This window comes from Anaerocolumna sp. AGMB13025 (genome assembly GCF_029689925.1).
Taxonomy (GTDB): Bacteria; Bacillota; Clostridia; order Lachnospirales; family Lachnospiraceae; genus Anaerocolumna.
Genome location: NZ_CP121445.1, coordinates 3,716,420 through 3,732,896, shown reverse-complemented (window position 1 = coordinate 3,732,896; position 16,477 = coordinate 3,716,420). Strand labels below are relative to the sequence as shown.

Sequence of the window (16,477 nt, the reverse complement as noted above, 5' to 3'; positions counted from 1 at the left end):
ATCATATAGTAATTATATATTCTAGTTTGATGAGGTGCACCATGGCATTTATTGAGATCAATGGAGGAAAGCAGCTAAGTGGTGAAGTTAACATACAAGGTTCTAAAAATGCAGTATTACCGATTTTGGCAGCTACTGTACTAATAAATGGAATTATAAAGCTTAATCATTGTCCCAAAATATTAGATGTATTTCATATGATTAAAATATTGGAGGCAATCGGTTGTAACGCAAGCTGGGAGAAACACACCTTGATTATCGATACAACGAAGCTTAATACATCAACAGTTCCGGAGGAATATGTAAGACTCATGCGGTCATCTATTATTATGATGGGAGCTTTGCTGGGTCGTACCCATTCCGTTACCATAACCTATCCAGGTGGTTGTACCATAGGTGCCAGACCGATTGATTTCCATTTAAGTGCTTTTCAGGATATGAATGTCTCATTGGAAGAAGAGGACGGGCTGATTAAATGTACCACTACCGGTATCGTAGGCAATGAAATATCTCTTAAGTTCCCTAGTGTTGGAGCGACGGAAAATATTATTCTTGCTGCCGTATTAGCTACAGGTAAAACTAGTATCATCAATGCTGCGAAAGAACCTGAAATAACAGAATTATGTAAATTTTTAAACACTGCAGGAGCCGAAATTACCGGTGCTGGTACGGAAAAGATTGAAATCAATGGTGTGGAATATTTACACCCAATTGAATATACCGCTTGTTCCGACCGAATCGTAGCAGGAACGTATCTTGCTGCTGTAGCAGGTGCCGGAGGGGAAGCGGTTTTAACGGGAATTGGAGCCGGAAGTCTTCAGATGGTGGTTACCTTATTAAGGGAGATGGGCTGCAATATAATAAGTGGGGAAGAGTATATCATTATTTCTTCTTTGGGAAGGCTTAAACCCATATCACTAATCCGTACAATGCCGTATCCTGGATTTCCAACTGATATGCAGTCCCAGATTATGTCGGTACTTATGACAGCAACAGGAACCAGCAGAATAATTGAAGAAATCTTTGAGGGAAGATATCAAAACGTAAAAGAACAGATCAAATTTGGAGCAGATATTCAGATCGAAGGCAGGACAGCTGTTATTAATGGTGTGTCTAACCTGACAGGATGTGAAGTATTTGCCAGTGAACTAAGGGGTGGTGCAGCACTGGTTATTGCTGGACTTATGGCAAGAGGAAAAACAACTCTGCATAATCCGTACTTTATAGAACGCGGGTATGAGGATATATGCAGGGATTTGAGAAAATTGGGAGCAGACATTAAACTGGTAACCTGATTTTAGTTAAATGTAAAAGAACACATGAAAAGATTACGGGAAATCCTGAGGAAAAAGCTATAATCATATGCTTGATGATTTATGCAGTGGGAGAAGATATGAAAGAACAGAGGGAAAAACATCATAACAGCGCATTTTTACTTGGTTTGATGAAATTATTGATTCTTTGCCTTGTTATAATCATCCCTGCATTCATATTATTTATAACCTGCAGGCTTGACACGGTTATCGTGGAAGGCAGCAATCATTATACGAAGGAAGAACTACAGGATAAGGTTATTACCAAAAAGACAGATAGGAATACAATCTTACTTTATCTTAGATATAAATACGGCAAGGTAGATAGTATTCCGTTTGTCGAGGATATTGATATCAAACTGGTTAATAAAAATACAGTCAAAATACAGGTATATGAAAAAGTTATAACAGGCTGCATTGAATTAATGGGTGAATATATGTATTTTGATAAAGACGGAATTGTTGTGGAAAGTTCCGATGAAAAACTGCCGGATGTCCCCTTTGTAACAGGATTAAGTTTTGATCGTATTATATTATACGAAAAGCTTAAAGTTCAGCAGAAATCCCTGTTTACTGTCATTTTGAATTTAACTCAGCTGATTAAGAAATTTGATATCAAAGTAGAAAAAATTCAATTTGATTCCAGTCAGGAGGTTACTTTATACAGCGGTAATATTAAAATCCTGCTGGGAAAAAGGGACACCTATGATGAACAGATATCCGAGTTGATGAACCTTCTGCCAAAAACAAAGGGACAAAAAATAACCCTGGATATGAGGGATTTTAAAGAAGGGCAAAATGAAATAATTGCCAAGCCCCAGGAATAAAAAAATATAAATTTAGGGTTGATTATTTTAGTAATTAAAGATATTATATACTATAGGATTAAAAGAATATACTTGACTTTATTATACATGAATGCAGGACAAGCATATTTGTATAAATATTAAAGATTTTTCATAATTAATACGATAATGTTATTAATAATAGTTATTAAATATAGTGTAGAACGATATGTATTGTGAAGGAGGAAGTACCTTGCTTGAGATAAGAACAAATGAAGCTGATTCAACTGCAAAAATACTTGTAATCGGAGTTGGGGGTGCAGGGAATAACGCTGTTAATAGAATGATTGAAGAGAATATCGTCGGTGTTGATTTTATATGTGTGAATACGGATAAGCAGCACTTAAAAAATTGTAAAGCGCCGCAGTGTGTTCAGATCGGCGAAAAGTTAACGAAAGGGCTAGGAGCAGGTGCTCAGCCTGAAATCGGCGCCCAGGCTGCAGAAGAAAGCAGAGAAGAGTTAACAGACATAATCAAAGGCTCAGACATGGTATTTGTTACATGCGGTATGGGCGGTGGCACCGGTACGGGAGCTGCTCCTGTTGTTGCCCAGATAGCCAAAGAGATGGGAATCTTAACGGTTGGCATTGTTACAAAACCCTTTAAATTTGAAGCAAAAGCACGTATGAATAATGCGTTAAGCGGTATAGAGAAACTGAAAGAACATGTAGATACCTTAATCGTAATCCCCAATGATAAATTGTTAGAAATTGTTGACAGAAGAACCACTATGCCTGATGCACTCCGTAAGGCAGATGAAGTGTTACAGCAGGGTGTTCAGGGAATTACCGATTTAATTAATGTACCCGGCTTAATCAATTTGGATTTTGCGGATGTTCAGACAGTTATGAAAGATAAAGGAGTAGCGCATATCGGTATAGGTGTGGGTAAAGGTGATGACAAATGTGTCAATGCCGTTAACCAGGCTATTACGAGTCCATTGCTTGAGACTACGATTCAGGGGGCTTCCCATGTAATAATTAACATATCCGGGGATATCAGCTTAATTGAAGCCAATGAGGCAGCTACCATGGTTCAGGAATTAGCAGGGGATGCCGCGAATATCATATTTGGTGCTATGTATGACGAGACTACTCCGGATGAAGCAACAATTACTGTTATTGCAACCGGTTTAGACAGCAAGTCTGCTAACGCCAGAGAAGATGTAAAAGGACCAAGCTTTTTAAAACAACCATCACCAAGACCGGAATATAAGTTTAACAGTAGCGTTAATCCGTCAACTTCTTATTCCAAAGCCCAATCCCAAATAGCAGCAGCTTCTGGCAATAATAACATGAACAGAACTCCTTCACAAAATTTCGGCAGCCCGATTTCTTCAGCAAACGCTCCGATCGGCGGTAACAATGAATCTGGAGGAATTAAGATACCTGAATTCCTGCAAAAAAATAGAAATCATAAGTAAAGCGGAAATCATAGATAAAGTGTAAATCATAGATTAAGCGTAAATCATAGATAGAGCGGAAATCATAGATAAAGCATAAATCATAGATTAAGCGGAAATCATAGATAAAGCATAAATCATAGATTAAGCGGAAATCATAGATAAATAGAAATCACAATTAAACAGAAATCACAATAAAACAATAATTATTAATAAAACAGAAATTGTTTCTAAAACAGAATTAAGATGAACAGAATTATCAATAGATCTTAGTTAGAACAGAATTTTAATAGGAATATAATATATAATCAAGAAAGCCTGTCCGTACTTTTGTTAACAAAAGCCGGACAGGCTTTTTTTGTAATGCCTGCCTTTCTAGAATAAGTCTTCCAAACCAATACAAAGAAATTTCTTTTTTCTGTAAAATTCCTCGAATATTCATATGGAATAATATGTAAAAACAATACATGTTTAGGTATCTTACTGATGGTTTTACTATTATTTTGTAAGTATGAGTAAATGAAAAAGACAAATCAATATCCAGAAAATGACAAAATATATAACCTAAAGAAGCTATAATAGGTAAAGTAAATACAAGTTATGGAAGCGGGGGTGAATTTGTACGTTGAGGTTTATGTTGATGTAATATTTAGTATTAATTTTATAATGGATATCCTGTTACTTTTGATAGTGAAGAAAATTTTAAAATGCAGGAGCAGCATTCTGCGTATGATTGGCGGAGCAGGAACGGGAGCCCTTGGAGCTTGTATACTGGCTGTTAATCCAAAGCTGAATGGATTCCTGCAGTTCCTTACTTCTTATGTTGTAATTTGTACCGCTATGATACTCATTGCATTTGGTTTTACAAGTCTGGCGGCAGGCATAAAAGCAGTTATTATACTATATATTACTACATTTTTTCTGGGCGGTGTAATTAATTCTCTTTATTATCACTCTATGATAGGATATTATTTCGAAGAACTAATTCAGGGAAGATTATTTCAGAATCGAAATATGGCATTTTTTATTCTGTCAGCAGTGGCAGGAGGAGCAGCAGCGGTTATATTTGTTATTACCTTAAAAAACCTGCGCAGTGGAGAACTTAAGACTTATGAGACAGAATTGTCATATGGAGGAAAGAATATTCAGATAATCGGATTGTTAGATACAGGTAATAATTTGTATGATCCGATTTATGGAAAGCCGGTCATAATTGCGGAATTTTCTTCATTAGAACCGCTACTTTCAGTAAATCAAAGGGATCTGCTTTGCAGAGTACTTGATTCCTTGGAAGGAAAGCATACCACATTACAAGAAATTGATCATTCACCGGAAAACGGCGGTATCTCACAAAATGAAGCAGAAGAACATTTTAATATAATGATGATACCTTATCACTCAATAGGTAAAAAAAACGGTATGATGCCGGCAATCATAATGAATCGGGTTAAAATAGTAAGCGGTAAGGAAAAAATGTACAGTGAGAATGTATATACAGCTGTCACCAGGGGAAATTTATCTAAGGAAAAAAAGTACCAGGTAATTTTACATAGGGGAATTATGTAACAATTCAAAATAGGGATCAATACAATTAGTTACTATACTATTATGTAATAAAATACCCTGATGAGAATAGGCTTAAACACGCAGATTGGAAGTTTGGCAGACAATTTCACTATATATTGTTTTGCATTGGGTGAAACTGTAAAGGGAGGAAAAGTAAAAAATGCTATTGAAAATTACAATACCAAATAAAATTCAATTTAGGGTTATTCCTGACTTTAGAAGTATCTTATTTAGTGGTCATGGAGATATACATTATATTGGTGGAGCAGAAGTTCTTCCCGCACCGCTTGATGCAGTCAGGGAAGCGGAGGAAATAGCTAAATTAGGAACGGAGTATGATACAGAGGCAAAATCCATATTGGTTGAACATAATTTACGACTGGTGGTTTATATAGCAAAAAAATTCGACAATACCGGAGTTGGTGTCGAAGACCTGATTTCAATTGGAACCATAGGCTTGATTAAAGCTATTAATACATATAATCCGGACAAAAACATTAAACTTGCTACCTACGCTTCAAGATGTATTGAAAATGAAATATTAATGTATTTAAGAAGAAATAATAAGACGAAACTGGAAGTTTCCATTGACGAACCGTTAAATGTGGATTGGGATGGTAATGAGTTATTATTATCTGACATTTTGGGAACGGAAGAAGATGTTATTTATAAAAATATTGAAGAAGAAGTGGACAGAAAGCTTTTAGGAAAAGCTTTATCAAAACTCAGTGAACGGGAAAGAATTATAGTTCAGCTTCGGTTTGGCTTAAATACTGAAGATGGGAATGAGCGGACCCAGAAGGAAGTTGCAGATCTTTTAGGTATTTCCCAGTCCTATATTTCCAGATTGGAAAAGAAAATTATTAAAAGGTTAAAGAAAGAAATGTTGAGATTAGAATAGGTAACAGGATTTAAAAAAAGGAAATTATTACATCTGGTTTTACCGTATAAAGAGAACCCAAATAGTGAATCATTTATTTAGTAAATATGATTTGGGAGGTTTCAATATGGCTCTTTATAAGGTAGAAATATGTGGTGTAAATACATCAAAATTACCATTACTGAACAATAGTGAGAAGGAAGAACTATTCAAGCGTATTTTAAAGGGGGACAAAGAAGCCAGAGAATTATATATAAAGGGTAATCTTCGGCTGGTGCTTAGCATTATACAGCGTTTTTCCAACAGCAATGAAAATGTCGATGACCTATTTCAAATTGGTTGTATCGGACTTATGAAGGCAATTGATAATTTTGACATTACTCAGAATGTAAAATTTTCAACCTATGCAGTTCCCATGATTATCGGTGAAATCAGACGTTATTTAAGAGATAATAACAGCATCCGGGTCAGCCGTTCCTTAAGGGATACCGCTTACAAAGCTATTTATGCAAAAGAAGCTTTATTAAAAAAGAACGATAAAGAACCTACCGTATGTGAAATTGCTGAAGAAATTGGTATGAGCAAGGAAGATATTGTATTTGCCCTGGATGCAATACAAAGTCCCGTATCCCTTTATGAGCCAGTATATTCCGAAGGCGGAGACACACTATATATTATGGATCAGGTTAGTGATAAAAAAAATAAAGAAGAAAACTGGGTAGAAGAGATTTCCTTAAAAGAAGCCCTGTCTAAGTTATCGGAACGGGAAAGAAATATTATTGAGCTTCGTTTCTATGAAGGCAAGACACAGATGGAAGTTGCCAAAGAAATCTGTATCTCCCAGGCACAGGTATCCAGATTGGAAAAATCAGCTTTAAAAAGTATGAAAAATTATCTGGTTCAATAAGTAAAAAAATAACAATTGCGTGAGTTTATTACAAAATAATGATCAATTGTAAAAATAACAGGTTTGATATTTTGAACATGTCTTAAAGTCAAGATATCAAACCTGTAAATATGTATCAAAAGAAAATTATATAAAAGCAGATTTAATTAATGCTTTCTCTGCATCGATATCCACTAGAATAACATCAGCTCCGATTTGCTTTATACAGGTATAATCAATTACATATTCTTGATCCCTGCCAAGAATTCCCCATATTTTACAAGGACCCGGCACAATCAGCCTTACAACGATACCGGTATGAATGTCAATCTCTATGTCACAGATATATCCAAGTCTTTCACCGTCTCTGCAGTTAATGACTTCTTTTTCTTTTAATTCGCAAAATCTCATATTGCAAACACCTCACTTGTTCGGTTTAGTATCGCATTTATTTATAAATATATGTTCAGGAATATGGATATATGTAGAAAATGACTTGACCAAACAGCAAAACTTCAATATAATCGAGCTATAATTATTAATTGAGAAACTTTTTCTGATGGTTATAAAACATAGTTCTTATAATATGAACAAGCTCGTAATCTGCAATATTGTTCTGAAATATGGTATTAAGATGTAAGGTATGTATTAAGACGTAAGTATGTATTAAGCTGTAATATATATTAAGAAGTAATGCATGTATTATGATGTAAAGTACGTATTAAGCTGTAATATGGTATTATGATGTAAAGTATGTATTAAGCTAAAATATGGTATTAAGATGTAAAGTATGTATTAAGATGTAAGTATTATGTTGTAAAGCATGCATTAAGTTGTAATATAAGTATTAAGATGCAATGTATCAAGATGTCATGTATATTTAGGATGATCTGTATTCCAAGATATAATGGGTGTGTTAAGCTGTAATATGTGTATTATGATACAATATATATAAAATAACGAATATATCCGGTATAAAAGTGATATAAAGAAAAGAGGTAGCACAATGAAGTGTCCATTTTGCGGTAAAGAAAATACTAGGGTAATAGATTCAAGACCTGCCGATGATAACAGTTCCATCAGAAGAAGACGGCAATGTGACGAATGTTCCAAACGGTTTACAACCTATGAAAAAGTAGAAGCAATCCCCTTAGTAGTCATTAAGAAAGACAATAACAGAGAACCTTATGACCGATCAAAAATAGAAGCAGGAGTATTTCGTTCCTGCCATAAGCGACCGATTTCGGTAGATCAGATTAATGCTCTGGTTGATGAGGTGGAAAATGCTATTTTTAATCTGGAAGAAAAAGAAGTCCCAAGCTCCATTATCGGTGAAATACTTATGGACAAATTAAAGGATCTTGATCCGGTAGCCTATGTAAGATTTGCCTCTGTTTACCGTGAATTTAAAGATGTTAATACATTTATGAATGAACTAAAAAAGATTCTGGATAATTAAGCTATAAAGCAGGTGGTTTAGAGGAGGAAGTATGGAGACATTGGAAACGGAAAGGTTATTATTGAGAAAATGGCAGGAATCGGATTTAGCTGATTTTTATGAATATGCGAAAAATCCTAATGTAGGTCCGAAAGCAGGTTGGAAACCCCATGAGAGTCTCTTGGAGTCAAGGGAAATACTTCATTCTTTCATAGAGAATGAGGAGGTTTGGGCAGTTGTATATAAGGAAAACAGTAAAGTGATCGGTTCCGTGGGGTTACATAACGACAGTAAAAGAATGCTTCCTAATATAAAAATGATAGGTTATGTCCTTTCAGAGGATTACTGGGGACTGGGGCTGATTCCGGAAGCAGTTTTTGCGGTAATGCGTTATGCATTTGAGGGATTGGCAATAGACTTATTAACGATTTATCATTATCCATATAATTATCAGTCCAGGCGGGTTATAGAGAAATGTGGATTTCGGTATGAAGGCATTCTACGTATGGGAAGCCAGATTTATAACGGGCAGATTTATGATGATGTATGTTATTCCCTTTTAAAAGAGGAATGGTTTCAGGATTTCGGGGCAGCTGCTGATATTTTTCATGAAATTGATCCAATGTAAAAACCCTGGAAGCTCTTTCTTCCTATTATAACGTAAGTTTAATCTAAAGATAGTAGGATATAGTTTATTGCTTGCACTTGGGTTTTATACAATTGGGTTCAAAATAAATATTATAGAATCTTGTAAGATACAAATATCTTTGTTATAATTTTAAGTGGATGATGTTCCTTCATTGCAGAGAGACAATGAAAGGAGCAATTATGTTCAGTAAAGCACTTAGTGCTGCCGTTAATGGTATTGATGGTTATATCGTGTCTGTAGAAGCTGATGTCAGCGATGGATTGCCGGTTTTTGACCTTGTGGGTTATTTAGGATCGGAAGTCCGGGAGGCAAGGGAAAGAGTACGGATATCACTAAAAAATTCCGGTTATTTGCTGCCAGCGAAAAGAATTACAGTTAATTTATCCCCGGCGGACCTTCGTAAGGAAGGGACTGCCTTTGATCTTCCTATTGCAATCGCAATTTTGACTGCCTTCGGTCATATTCCCCAAGAAAATCTTTTGAAAACCCTGTTTGTTGGTGAGATGAGTTTAAACGGAGAAATTAATAAAGTAAACGGTGTACTTCCCGTTGTTTACACGGCATATAAGCTCGGGTTTACCAGATGCCTTGTCCCTATGGACAATGTGAAAGAAGGTGCAGTGGTTTCCGGCATTGATGTCTATGGTGTAAAGAATCTTCGTGATGCTGTTAAGTTTTTAAATAACGATTTAATTTTAGAACCCTGTTATGTCAGAAAAGAAGATATAGCAACCTATGAAGAAGAAACAGATCAGCTTGATTTTTCTGATGTAACCGGACAGGAGCTTGCGAAAAGGGCAATGGAGATTGCTGCTTGCGGAATGCATAATATACTTATGGTTGGTCCTCCGGGGGCTGGTAAAACCATGCTTGCCAAACGGATACCTACCATAATGCCGGAACTGTCTTTTGAAGAAAGCCTGGAGATTTCAAAAATCTACAGTGTTACCGGAATGCTAAATAATAATCTGTCCTTAATACAAAAAAGACCTTTTCGAGCCCCACATCATACTATAACCTCCGCGGCCCTTGCCGGCGGAGGAAGAATCCCTGTGCCGGGTGAAATCAGCCTTGCCCATCTTGGCGTCCTGTTTCTGGACGAATTACCCGAATTTAACCGCAATACAATTGAAATACTCAGACAGCCTTTAGAAGAAAATGAAGTTACCATTGCAAGATTACAAGGTACTTACCGTTATCCTGCTGATTTTATGCTGGTTGCAGCTATGAATCCCTGTTCCTGCGGTCATTATCCTGACAGGAATAAATGTAACTGCTCACCGAATCAGGTAAAACGATATCTGGGAAAAATAAGCAGACCTTTACTTGACCGTATCGATATCTGTATTGAAACCTTACAGGTAAATTATAAAGAGCTTAATACTCATAAACCGGAAGAAACATCCGAATCCATAAGGACCAGGGTAAAAAAGGCACAGGACATACAGTTTAATCGTTATAAGGAGGAGAACTTTTATTTTAATTCCCAGCTAACCCCTAAGACAATAAATAAGTACTGCCGTCTGGGAAGTAAAGAACAAAAACTCCTGGAAAAAGCTTTTATAAAAATGAATCTGAGCGCAAGGGCATATCACCGGATTCTTAAGGTATCCAGGTCAATTGCAGATCTGGAGGGCTCTGATGATATTAAAGAAAATCACTTAAGCGAGGCAATCTGCTATCGAAGTCTGGACAAGAAGTATTGGGATGAAGCTTAAATCTCTTAAACCACGTTGTGTTGATTGGTGGAGTACACAAAAAGGTGTTTAGGTTGATACGAGAAAGGTTTTTTAACCGGTAAAAGTACAGAAGGTGTTTTTTCACACAGTATTTGATTGCCGTTTTGCGGCAGATGGAGGATAGTATGACACAGAAGGAATATTGGTTTTGGCTATGCAATATAGACCAGATTGGATTAAAGAAGACCCAAGCTCTGTTAGAATTCTTTGGAACTCCGGAACAGATCTATCTGGATAATGGAAAAGGCTTGGAGCAAATAACGGTATTATCAAAGGCAGATACCGAAGCCATTTTAAAAAGCAAAGAGTCAGGAAGAATACAAGAAAATTATGCTAAACTTTTAAGTAAAGGCATATATTTTGTAACGAAAGAGGAGGACCAGTATCCGGAGAAGCTGCATAATATATATAATCCGCCTTATGCCCTCTATGTTAAGGGAAGATTGCCCCAGAAGGAGAAAATCAGTATAGCCGTTGTCGGAGCCAGAAATTGCTCTGATTATGGAAGGGAGACGGCAAAATACTTGGCAGGTGAACTGGCAGAGGCAGGCGTCGGAATCATAAGCGGGCTGGCAAGAGGTATCGATGGTTATGCCCATGAGGGAGCAATAACCGCAGGAGGAAGTACCTATGCGGTGGAAGGATGCGGTGTCGATATCTGTTATCCGAAAGAAAATTTCAACTTATATATGAATATGCAGGAAAAAGGAGGAATCATATCGGAATATGGACCGGGAATTTTTCCGAAACCTTATAATTTTCCTATGCGTAACCGTTTAATTAGTGGCATGTCCGATGGAATCCTTGTAATAGAAGCGAAAGAAAAGAGCGGATCGTTAATAACAGCGGATATGGGACTTGAGCAGGGTAAAAATGTATATGCCGTACCAGGACGCATAAAGGATCAGTTAAGTTCCGGGTGTAATAACTTGATTAAAATGGGTGCAAAACCGGTCACTGGCACCGAGGATATTCTGGAAGATTACGGATTAAATTATAAAAATTGTAAAAACCCAAAGAAAAAAATTGATAAATTACTTGAAACCAATGAAAAAATAGTGTATGCTTGTCTAAGTTTCTTACCAAAGCATATGAATGAAATTGCTGGGGAAACTAATTTAAGTATAATGGAATTATCAGAAATCCTGATGAATTTGGAATTAAAAAATTATATCAAACAAATAAGAAAGAATTACTATGCATATATATCATAAACAAAAAAGCAGCAAAACCAGATAAGGGGAGTGGGTATATGTCTAAAAATCTAGTGATAGTAGAATCACCGGCAAAGGCTAAGACAATTAAAAAATTTTTAGGAAGTAACTATGAAGTAATCGCATCCAACGGACATGTAAGGGATTTGCCGAAAAGCCAGATGGGAATTGACGTTAACAATGATTTTGAACCCAAATATATAACAATCCGGGGAAAAGGAGATTTACTGGCTAAAATCAGAAAAGAAGTTAAAAAGGCCGATAAAGTTTATCTTGCAACTGACCCTGACCGTGAAGGTGAGGCGATTTCCTGGCATTTGTCAAAAACTTTAAAATTAGAAGAAAACAATACCAGCAGGATTACTTTTAACGAAATTACAAAGAATGCTGTTAAATCCTCAATTAAACAGGCCAGGGATATTGATATGAATTTAGTGGATTCCCAGCAGACCAGAAGAATGCTTGATAGAATGGTAGGCTACCGAATCAGCCCCTTATTATGGGCTAAGGTAAAAAGAGGTTTAAGTGCGGGTCGTGTCCAGTCAGTTGCACTGCGCATAATCTGTGACAGGGAAGAAGAAATCAATGCATTTGTTCCAGAAGAATACTGGAATTTGGAAGGCGAATTTGATATTAAAGGAGATAAAAGCCCTTTAACGGCTAAGTTTGCAGGAATCGGCAGTGAAAGAACAGTCATTCATTCCGAAGCAGAATTAAATGAAATATTAAAGAACTTAGAAAATGCTGAATTTAACATTACAGAAATCAAACGTGGAGAACGTCAGAAAAAATCACCACTACCGTTTACAACCAGTACCTTACAACAGGAAGCTGCCAAGAATTTAAATTTTTCTACCTCAAAAACTATGCGGCTTGCGCAGCAGCTGTATGAAGGTGTTGATATAGAAAACCATGGGACCGTCGGTTTAATTACGTATCTGCGTACCGACTCGGTAAGGATATCAGAAGAAGCGGATACTGCAGCAAGAGAATTTATTCAATCAAGTTATGGTGCAGAATTTGTTGCGGATAAGGAGAAGACGAAGGAAAACGGTAAAAAAATTCAAGATGCCCATGAGGCAATTAGACCTACCTATGTGGACTTAACGCCGGTGGTGGTTAAAGAGTCTTTAAGCCGTGACCAGTTTAGATTATACCAGCTGATTTGGAAGAGATTTATTGCAAGCAGGATGCAGGCTGCCAAATATGAAACCATTGCTGTTAAGATTGATGGAAACGGATACCGTTTCACTACCTCGGGTTCTAAATTGATTTTTGATGGTTATATGTCTGTTTATACCACAGTAGACGATGAAAAGCAAAACAATATCATGTTAAAAAATCTAACGGAGGATGCAAAACTTACTCTGACAAGGTTAAACCATTCCCAGCATTTTACCCAGCCGCCGGCTCATTATACAGAAGCCTCCCTGGTCAAGACATTAGAAGAACTGGGTATTGGAAGACCAAGTACGTATGCACCTACGATTACAACGATAATGGCTAGAAGATATGTGGTGAAAGAAAATAAAAATTTATATATTACTGAACTTGGAGAAGTAGTAAATAAAATAATGAAGCAGGCATTTCCAAGTATAGTGGATGTTAACTTCACCGCCAATTTAGAGTCTCTTCTGGATGGCGTCGAAGATGGATCTATTCCCTGGAAAACCGTTGTCCGTAATTTTTACCCGGATTTGGAAGCGGCAGTATCCCAGGCAGAAGAAAGTCTGGAAGAGATTAAGATTGAAGACGAAAAGACCGATATAATATGTGAGGAGTGCGGGCGTAATATGGTTATAAAATATGGTCCCCACGGTAAATTCCTGGCCTGCCCGGGATTTCCTGACTGTCGCAATACGAAACCATATCTGGAAAAGATCGGTGTTGCTTGTCCGTTATGTGGTAAAGATGTCGTAATCCGTAAAACCAAAAAAGGCAGAAAATATTATGGCTGCGAAAATAATCCGGAATGTGAGTTTATGACCTGGCAGAAGCCTTCTGAGCAAAGATGCCCAAAATGTAATGGAATCATGGTAGAAAAAGGAACGAGTTTAGTATGCAATGACGAAAAATGTGGTTGTATTGTAGCGAAAAAATGATAAATACGCTAAAAACAGTATTTTTTTTGGTAAATGTGTTTCAAAATCGGTGAATAACTATTGTTTTTATGAAAAATCTATGGTAAGATTTATCTGATAACACAATTATTATGCGTATGCGTTTATATTATGTGAATTAGTACAGCTGGATACTAAGAGAAAGATAAGTATCAATCGGTGGGGGTACTGGGAGGATGTTTCATGAGCGTACAGTTGCTAGACAAGACAAGAAAGATTAACAAACTATTACACAATAATAATTCCCATAAGGTTGTCTTTAATGATATTTGTGAAGTATTGAGTGAAATTTTGGAATCCAATATTCTTGTGATAAGTAAAAAGGGAAAAGTATTAGGAATTAAAAACAGGGATGACATCACAGAAATTAAAGAGTTAATTAAAGACAATGTTGGAGGATATATCGATCAATTATTGAATGAAAGATTGTTAAACATTTTATCCACCAAAGAGAATGTTAATTTGTTGACATTAGGTTTTGAATTTGAACAAGAGAATAACTATCAGGCGATTATTAATCCCATCGATATAGCTGGGGAGAGACTGGGTACTTTGTTCTTATACAAAAGCAGCAAACAATATGATCTGGATGACATTATTTTAAGTGAGTATGGTACTACTGTTGTCGGTCTTGAGATGATGCGCTCCGTGAACGAAGAGAATGCAGAGGAGAACAGAAAGGTTCAAATCGTTAAGTCAGCGATTAGTACGTTATCTTTTTCAGAATTAGAAGCTATCATTCATATATTTGAAGAGCTAGAAGGCAATGAAGGAATACTGGTTGCAAGTAAAATAGCAGATCGAGTCGGCATAACCAGATCCGTAATCGTCAATGCACTAAGAAAGTTCGAAAGTGCCGGAGTGATCGAATCCAGATCCTCAGGTATGAAAGGCACCTACATTAAGGTTTTGAATGATGTAGTATTTGATGAATTAAAAAAATTGAATAAATAATTAAAATAATGTATTTTATGAATAATTAGATAAATTGTAATATTTATATTAAAATACGACAAAATATATGTTAAGGGTATTAGAATAAAGTATTAATTAATGGAATAGATTATAATGAAAAAAGGATTTATGAGGAATTTCGACTCATAAATCCTTTTTTGCGATATAATATTACAAAATTCGCGTTATATTTTTACATTTTATGATATAATAGTACTAGTTGAATAAAAATTGCTTGTTTTTTTGTCATAAAATAATTATAATTATACCAGATACGAAAGGAGTGTAAATATGATAGGTTCGAATGCGTTTAATTATATCAATATTTTGGACAAAGCTGCAGATGCCAGCTGGACAAGAAATGAATTAATAACTAATAATATAGCAAACGTAAGTACACCTAATTATAAGCGAAAGGATATTGAATTTCAGACTTATTTGGCAAGAGAGCTTCAAGGCAAGGGAACCTTGAATCAAAAAGTTGCTAATGCGGATTTAAATTCTTTAGAGGCTTCCGTCTATACAGATCATTCTAATTTAAGCTACCGGCTGGATGGTAATAATGTAGATATTGATACGGAATCGGCTATGGAAGCTGAGAATCAGATAAGGTATTATACTTTGTTAGATTCCATGACTCAGGAATTCAGCAGAATTAAGTCGGTATTAACCAATAATTAGGAGGGTGTTATATGTCTTTAATGGATGGATTGAATATCAGCGCAAGCGGAATGACAGCACAAAGACTCAGAATGGATATTATATCACAAAATATAGCCAATGTAAAAACAACCAGAGATGAAAACGGTCAGGTTTACAGACGTAAGATGGTTGTATTTGCAGAAAAAGGCACAGAACCATTTGCAGCTGTATTAAATAGTAAGACTGGTACCAGAGCTGGTAACGGGGTTAAGGTAACTGAGATTACGGAAGATAAGAAGACACCTCTTAACATGGTGTACGATCCGTCTCATCCGGATGCTGATAAAGATGGATATGTAGCCTATCCAAATATTAATACGGTGACCGAAATGACGAATTTAATTGATGCCAGCCGGTCATATGAAGCAAACATAACGGCATTTAATGCCACTAAAAATATGGCTTTAAAGGGATTAGAAGTGGGAAAATAATTAATAGGGGGTAACTTATGGACATAGCATTACTGAATGGTATATCAAATCTTAGTACGTTTAACACAGATTCTACTGCAGTTAATAAAGCGAATAAAAATGAAACATTTGAAAATCTGTTTCAATCAGCCCTTTCTATGATAAAAGAAACGGGTAATTTAACAGATGCTGCAGAGAAAGCGGAAATGTCATATGCGTTAGGTTTTACTGACAATACCCATGATCTGCAGGTTGCACAGCAGAAAGCCAACCTTTCACTCCAATATACGGTGGCTGTAAGAAATAAGGTATTAGAATCTTATAAAGAGATTATGAATCTCCAATTCTAACTCGATGAC

Annotated in this window: 16 protein-coding genes; 15 read left to right on the top strand and 1 reads right to left on the bottom strand. The window is 36.1% G+C overall.

The features are described from left to right. Positions 1-41: 41 nt before the first annotated feature. The 6 genes from murA to sigG all read left to right on the top strand — a co-directional run bounded on the left by murA (position 42) and on the right by sigG (position 6,913). Positions 42-1,295: a UDP-N-acetylglucosamine 1-carboxyvinyltransferase gene (gene murA, locus QA584_RS15395; protein ID WP_278269935.1), complete on the top strand. Its 1,254-nt coding sequence runs from the start codon at positions 42-44 to the stop codon at positions 1,293-1,295. A 98-nt stretch (positions 1,296-1,393) separates the two neighbouring features. After that, positions 1,394-2,140, top strand: a complete 747-nt coding sequence (locus QA584_RS15390) for a cell division protein FtsQ/DivIB (protein WP_278269934.1) — start codon at positions 1,394-1,396, stop codon at positions 2,138-2,140. 211 nt (positions 2,141-2,351) lie between these two features. Beyond that, positions 2,352-3,581, top strand: a complete 1,230-nt coding sequence (ftsZ, locus tag QA584_RS15385; protein WP_278269933.1) for a cell division protein FtsZ — start codon at positions 2,352-2,354, stop codon at positions 3,579-3,581. 591 nt (positions 3,582-4,172) lie between these two features. Next, positions 4,173-5,126 carry a sigma-E processing peptidase SpoIIGA gene (locus QA584_RS15380; protein ID WP_278269932.1) on the top strand — a complete coding sequence of 318 codons (954 nt, stop codon included), beginning with the start codon at positions 4,173-4,175 and terminating at the stop codon, positions 5,124-5,126. Positions 5,127-5,286: 160 nt separating this feature from the next. After that, on the top strand, positions 5,287-6,027 hold the full coding sequence (sigE, locus tag QA584_RS15375; protein ID WP_278269931.1) for an RNA polymerase sporulation sigma factor SigE: 741 nt from the start codon (positions 5,287-5,289) through the stop codon (positions 6,025-6,027). A gap of 106 nt (positions 6,028-6,133) precedes the next feature. Then, entirely contained in the window at positions 6,134-6,913 is a 780-nt protein-coding gene (sigG, locus tag QA584_RS15370) for an RNA polymerase sporulation sigma factor SigG (RefSeq protein ID WP_278269930.1), read from the top strand. Positions 6,914-7,039: 126 nt separating this feature from the next. Here sigG and QA584_RS15365 read toward each other — a convergent pair whose 3' ends face one another. After that, positions 7,040-7,303 carry a YlmC/YmxH family sporulation protein gene (locus tag QA584_RS15365; protein ID WP_278269929.1) on the bottom strand — a complete coding sequence of 88 codons (264 nt, stop codon included), beginning with the start codon at positions 7,301-7,303 and terminating at the stop codon, positions 7,040-7,042. Between the two features lie 595 nt (positions 7,304-7,898). Between QA584_RS15365 and nrdR the strand changes: the two genes are divergently transcribed. From nrdR to fliE, 9 genes are all read left to right on the top strand, one after another. Further along, positions 7,899-8,351 carry a transcriptional regulator NrdR gene (nrdR, locus tag QA584_RS15360; RefSeq protein ID WP_278269928.1) on the top strand — a complete coding sequence of 151 codons (453 nt, stop codon included), beginning with the start codon at positions 7,899-7,901 and terminating at the stop codon, positions 8,349-8,351. A 31-nt stretch (positions 8,352-8,382) separates the two neighbouring features. Then, a complete protein-coding gene (locus QA584_RS15355; protein ID WP_278269927.1) occupies positions 8,383-8,958 on the top strand; it encodes a GNAT family N-acetyltransferase in 576 nt (191 codons plus the stop codon). A gap of 200 nt (positions 8,959-9,158) precedes the next feature. Next, a complete protein-coding gene (locus QA584_RS15350; RefSeq protein ID WP_278269925.1) occupies positions 9,159-10,697 on the top strand; it encodes a YifB family Mg chelatase-like AAA ATPase in 1,539 nt (512 codons plus the stop codon). Positions 10,698-10,843: 146 nt separating this feature from the next. After that, on the top strand, positions 10,844-11,932 hold the full coding sequence (gene dprA / locus QA584_RS15345; RefSeq protein WP_278269923.1) for a DNA-processing protein DprA: 1,089 nt from the start codon (positions 10,844-10,846) through the stop codon (positions 11,930-11,932). Positions 11,933-11,970: 38 nt separating this feature from the next. Further along, positions 11,971-14,034, top strand: a complete 2,064-nt coding sequence (gene topA, locus QA584_RS15340) for a type I DNA topoisomerase (RefSeq protein ID WP_278269922.1) — start codon at positions 11,971-11,973, stop codon at positions 14,032-14,034. Positions 14,035-14,235: 201 nt separating this feature from the next. Further along, on the top strand, positions 14,236-15,006 hold the full coding sequence (gene codY, locus QA584_RS15335) for a GTP-sensing pleiotropic transcriptional regulator CodY (protein ID WP_278269921.1): 771 nt from the start codon (positions 14,236-14,238) through the stop codon (positions 15,004-15,006). 291 nt (positions 15,007-15,297) lie between these two features. Further along, positions 15,298-15,687, top strand: a complete 390-nt coding sequence (gene flgB, locus QA584_RS15330) for a flagellar basal body rod protein FlgB (protein ID WP_278269920.1) — start codon at positions 15,298-15,300, stop codon at positions 15,685-15,687. Between the two features lie 11 nt (positions 15,688-15,698). After that, entirely contained in the window at positions 15,699-16,139 is a 441-nt protein-coding gene (flgC, locus tag QA584_RS15325) for a flagellar basal body rod protein FlgC (protein WP_278269919.1), read from the top strand. A 17-nt stretch (positions 16,140-16,156) separates the two neighbouring features. Further along, positions 16,157-16,468, top strand: a complete 312-nt coding sequence (fliE, locus tag QA584_RS15320; RefSeq protein WP_278269918.1) for a flagellar hook-basal body complex protein FliE — start codon at positions 16,157-16,159, stop codon at positions 16,466-16,468. Positions 16,469-16,477 lie beyond the last annotated feature (9 nt).

Excerpts from the sequence above, each read along its gene's own strand:
- flgC (WP_278269919.1), top strand. The coding sequence starts at position 15,699 with ATGTCTTTAATGGATGGATTGAATATCAGCGCAAGCGGAATGACAGCA.
- sigG (WP_278269930.1), top strand. The coding sequence starts at position 6,134 with ATGGCTCTTTATAAGGTAGAAATATGTGGTGTAAATACATCAAAATTA.
- dprA (WP_278269923.1), top strand. The coding sequence starts at position 10,844 with ATGACACAGAAGGAATATTGGTTTTGGCTATGCAATATAGACCAGATT.
- topA (WP_278269922.1), top strand. The coding sequence starts at position 11,971 with ATGTCTAAAAATCTAGTGATAGTAGAATCACCGGCAAAGGCTAAGACA.
- QA584_RS15355 (WP_278269927.1), top strand. The coding sequence starts at position 8,383 with ATGGAGACATTGGAAACGGAAAGGTTATTATTGAGAAAATGGCAGGAA.
- QA584_RS15390 (WP_278269934.1), top strand. The coding sequence starts at position 1,394 with ATGAAAGAACAGAGGGAAAAACATCATAACAGCGCATTTTTACTTGGT.
- murA (WP_278269935.1), top strand. The coding sequence starts at position 42 with ATGGCATTTATTGAGATCAATGGAGGAAAGCAGCTAAGTGGTGAAGTT.
- codY (WP_278269921.1), top strand. The coding sequence starts at position 14,236 with ATGAGCGTACAGTTGCTAGACAAGACAAGAAAGATTAACAAACTATTA.
- sigE (WP_278269931.1), top strand. The coding sequence starts at position 5,287 with ATGCTATTGAAAATTACAATACCAAATAAAATTCAATTTAGGGTTATT.
- QA584_RS15350 (WP_278269925.1), top strand. The coding sequence starts at position 9,159 with ATGTTCAGTAAAGCACTTAGTGCTGCCGTTAATGGTATTGATGGTTAT.
- nrdR (WP_278269928.1), top strand. The coding sequence starts at position 7,899 with ATGAAGTGTCCATTTTGCGGTAAAGAAAATACTAGGGTAATAGATTCA.
- QA584_RS15365 (WP_278269929.1), bottom strand. The coding sequence starts at position 7,303 with ATGAGATTTTGCGAATTAAAAGAAAAAGAAGTCATTAACTGCAGAGAC.
- flgB (WP_278269920.1), top strand. The coding sequence starts at position 15,298 with ATGATAGGTTCGAATGCGTTTAATTATATCAATATTTTGGACAAAGCT.
- fliE (WP_278269918.1), top strand. The coding sequence starts at position 16,157 with ATGGACATAGCATTACTGAATGGTATATCAAATCTTAGTACGTTTAAC.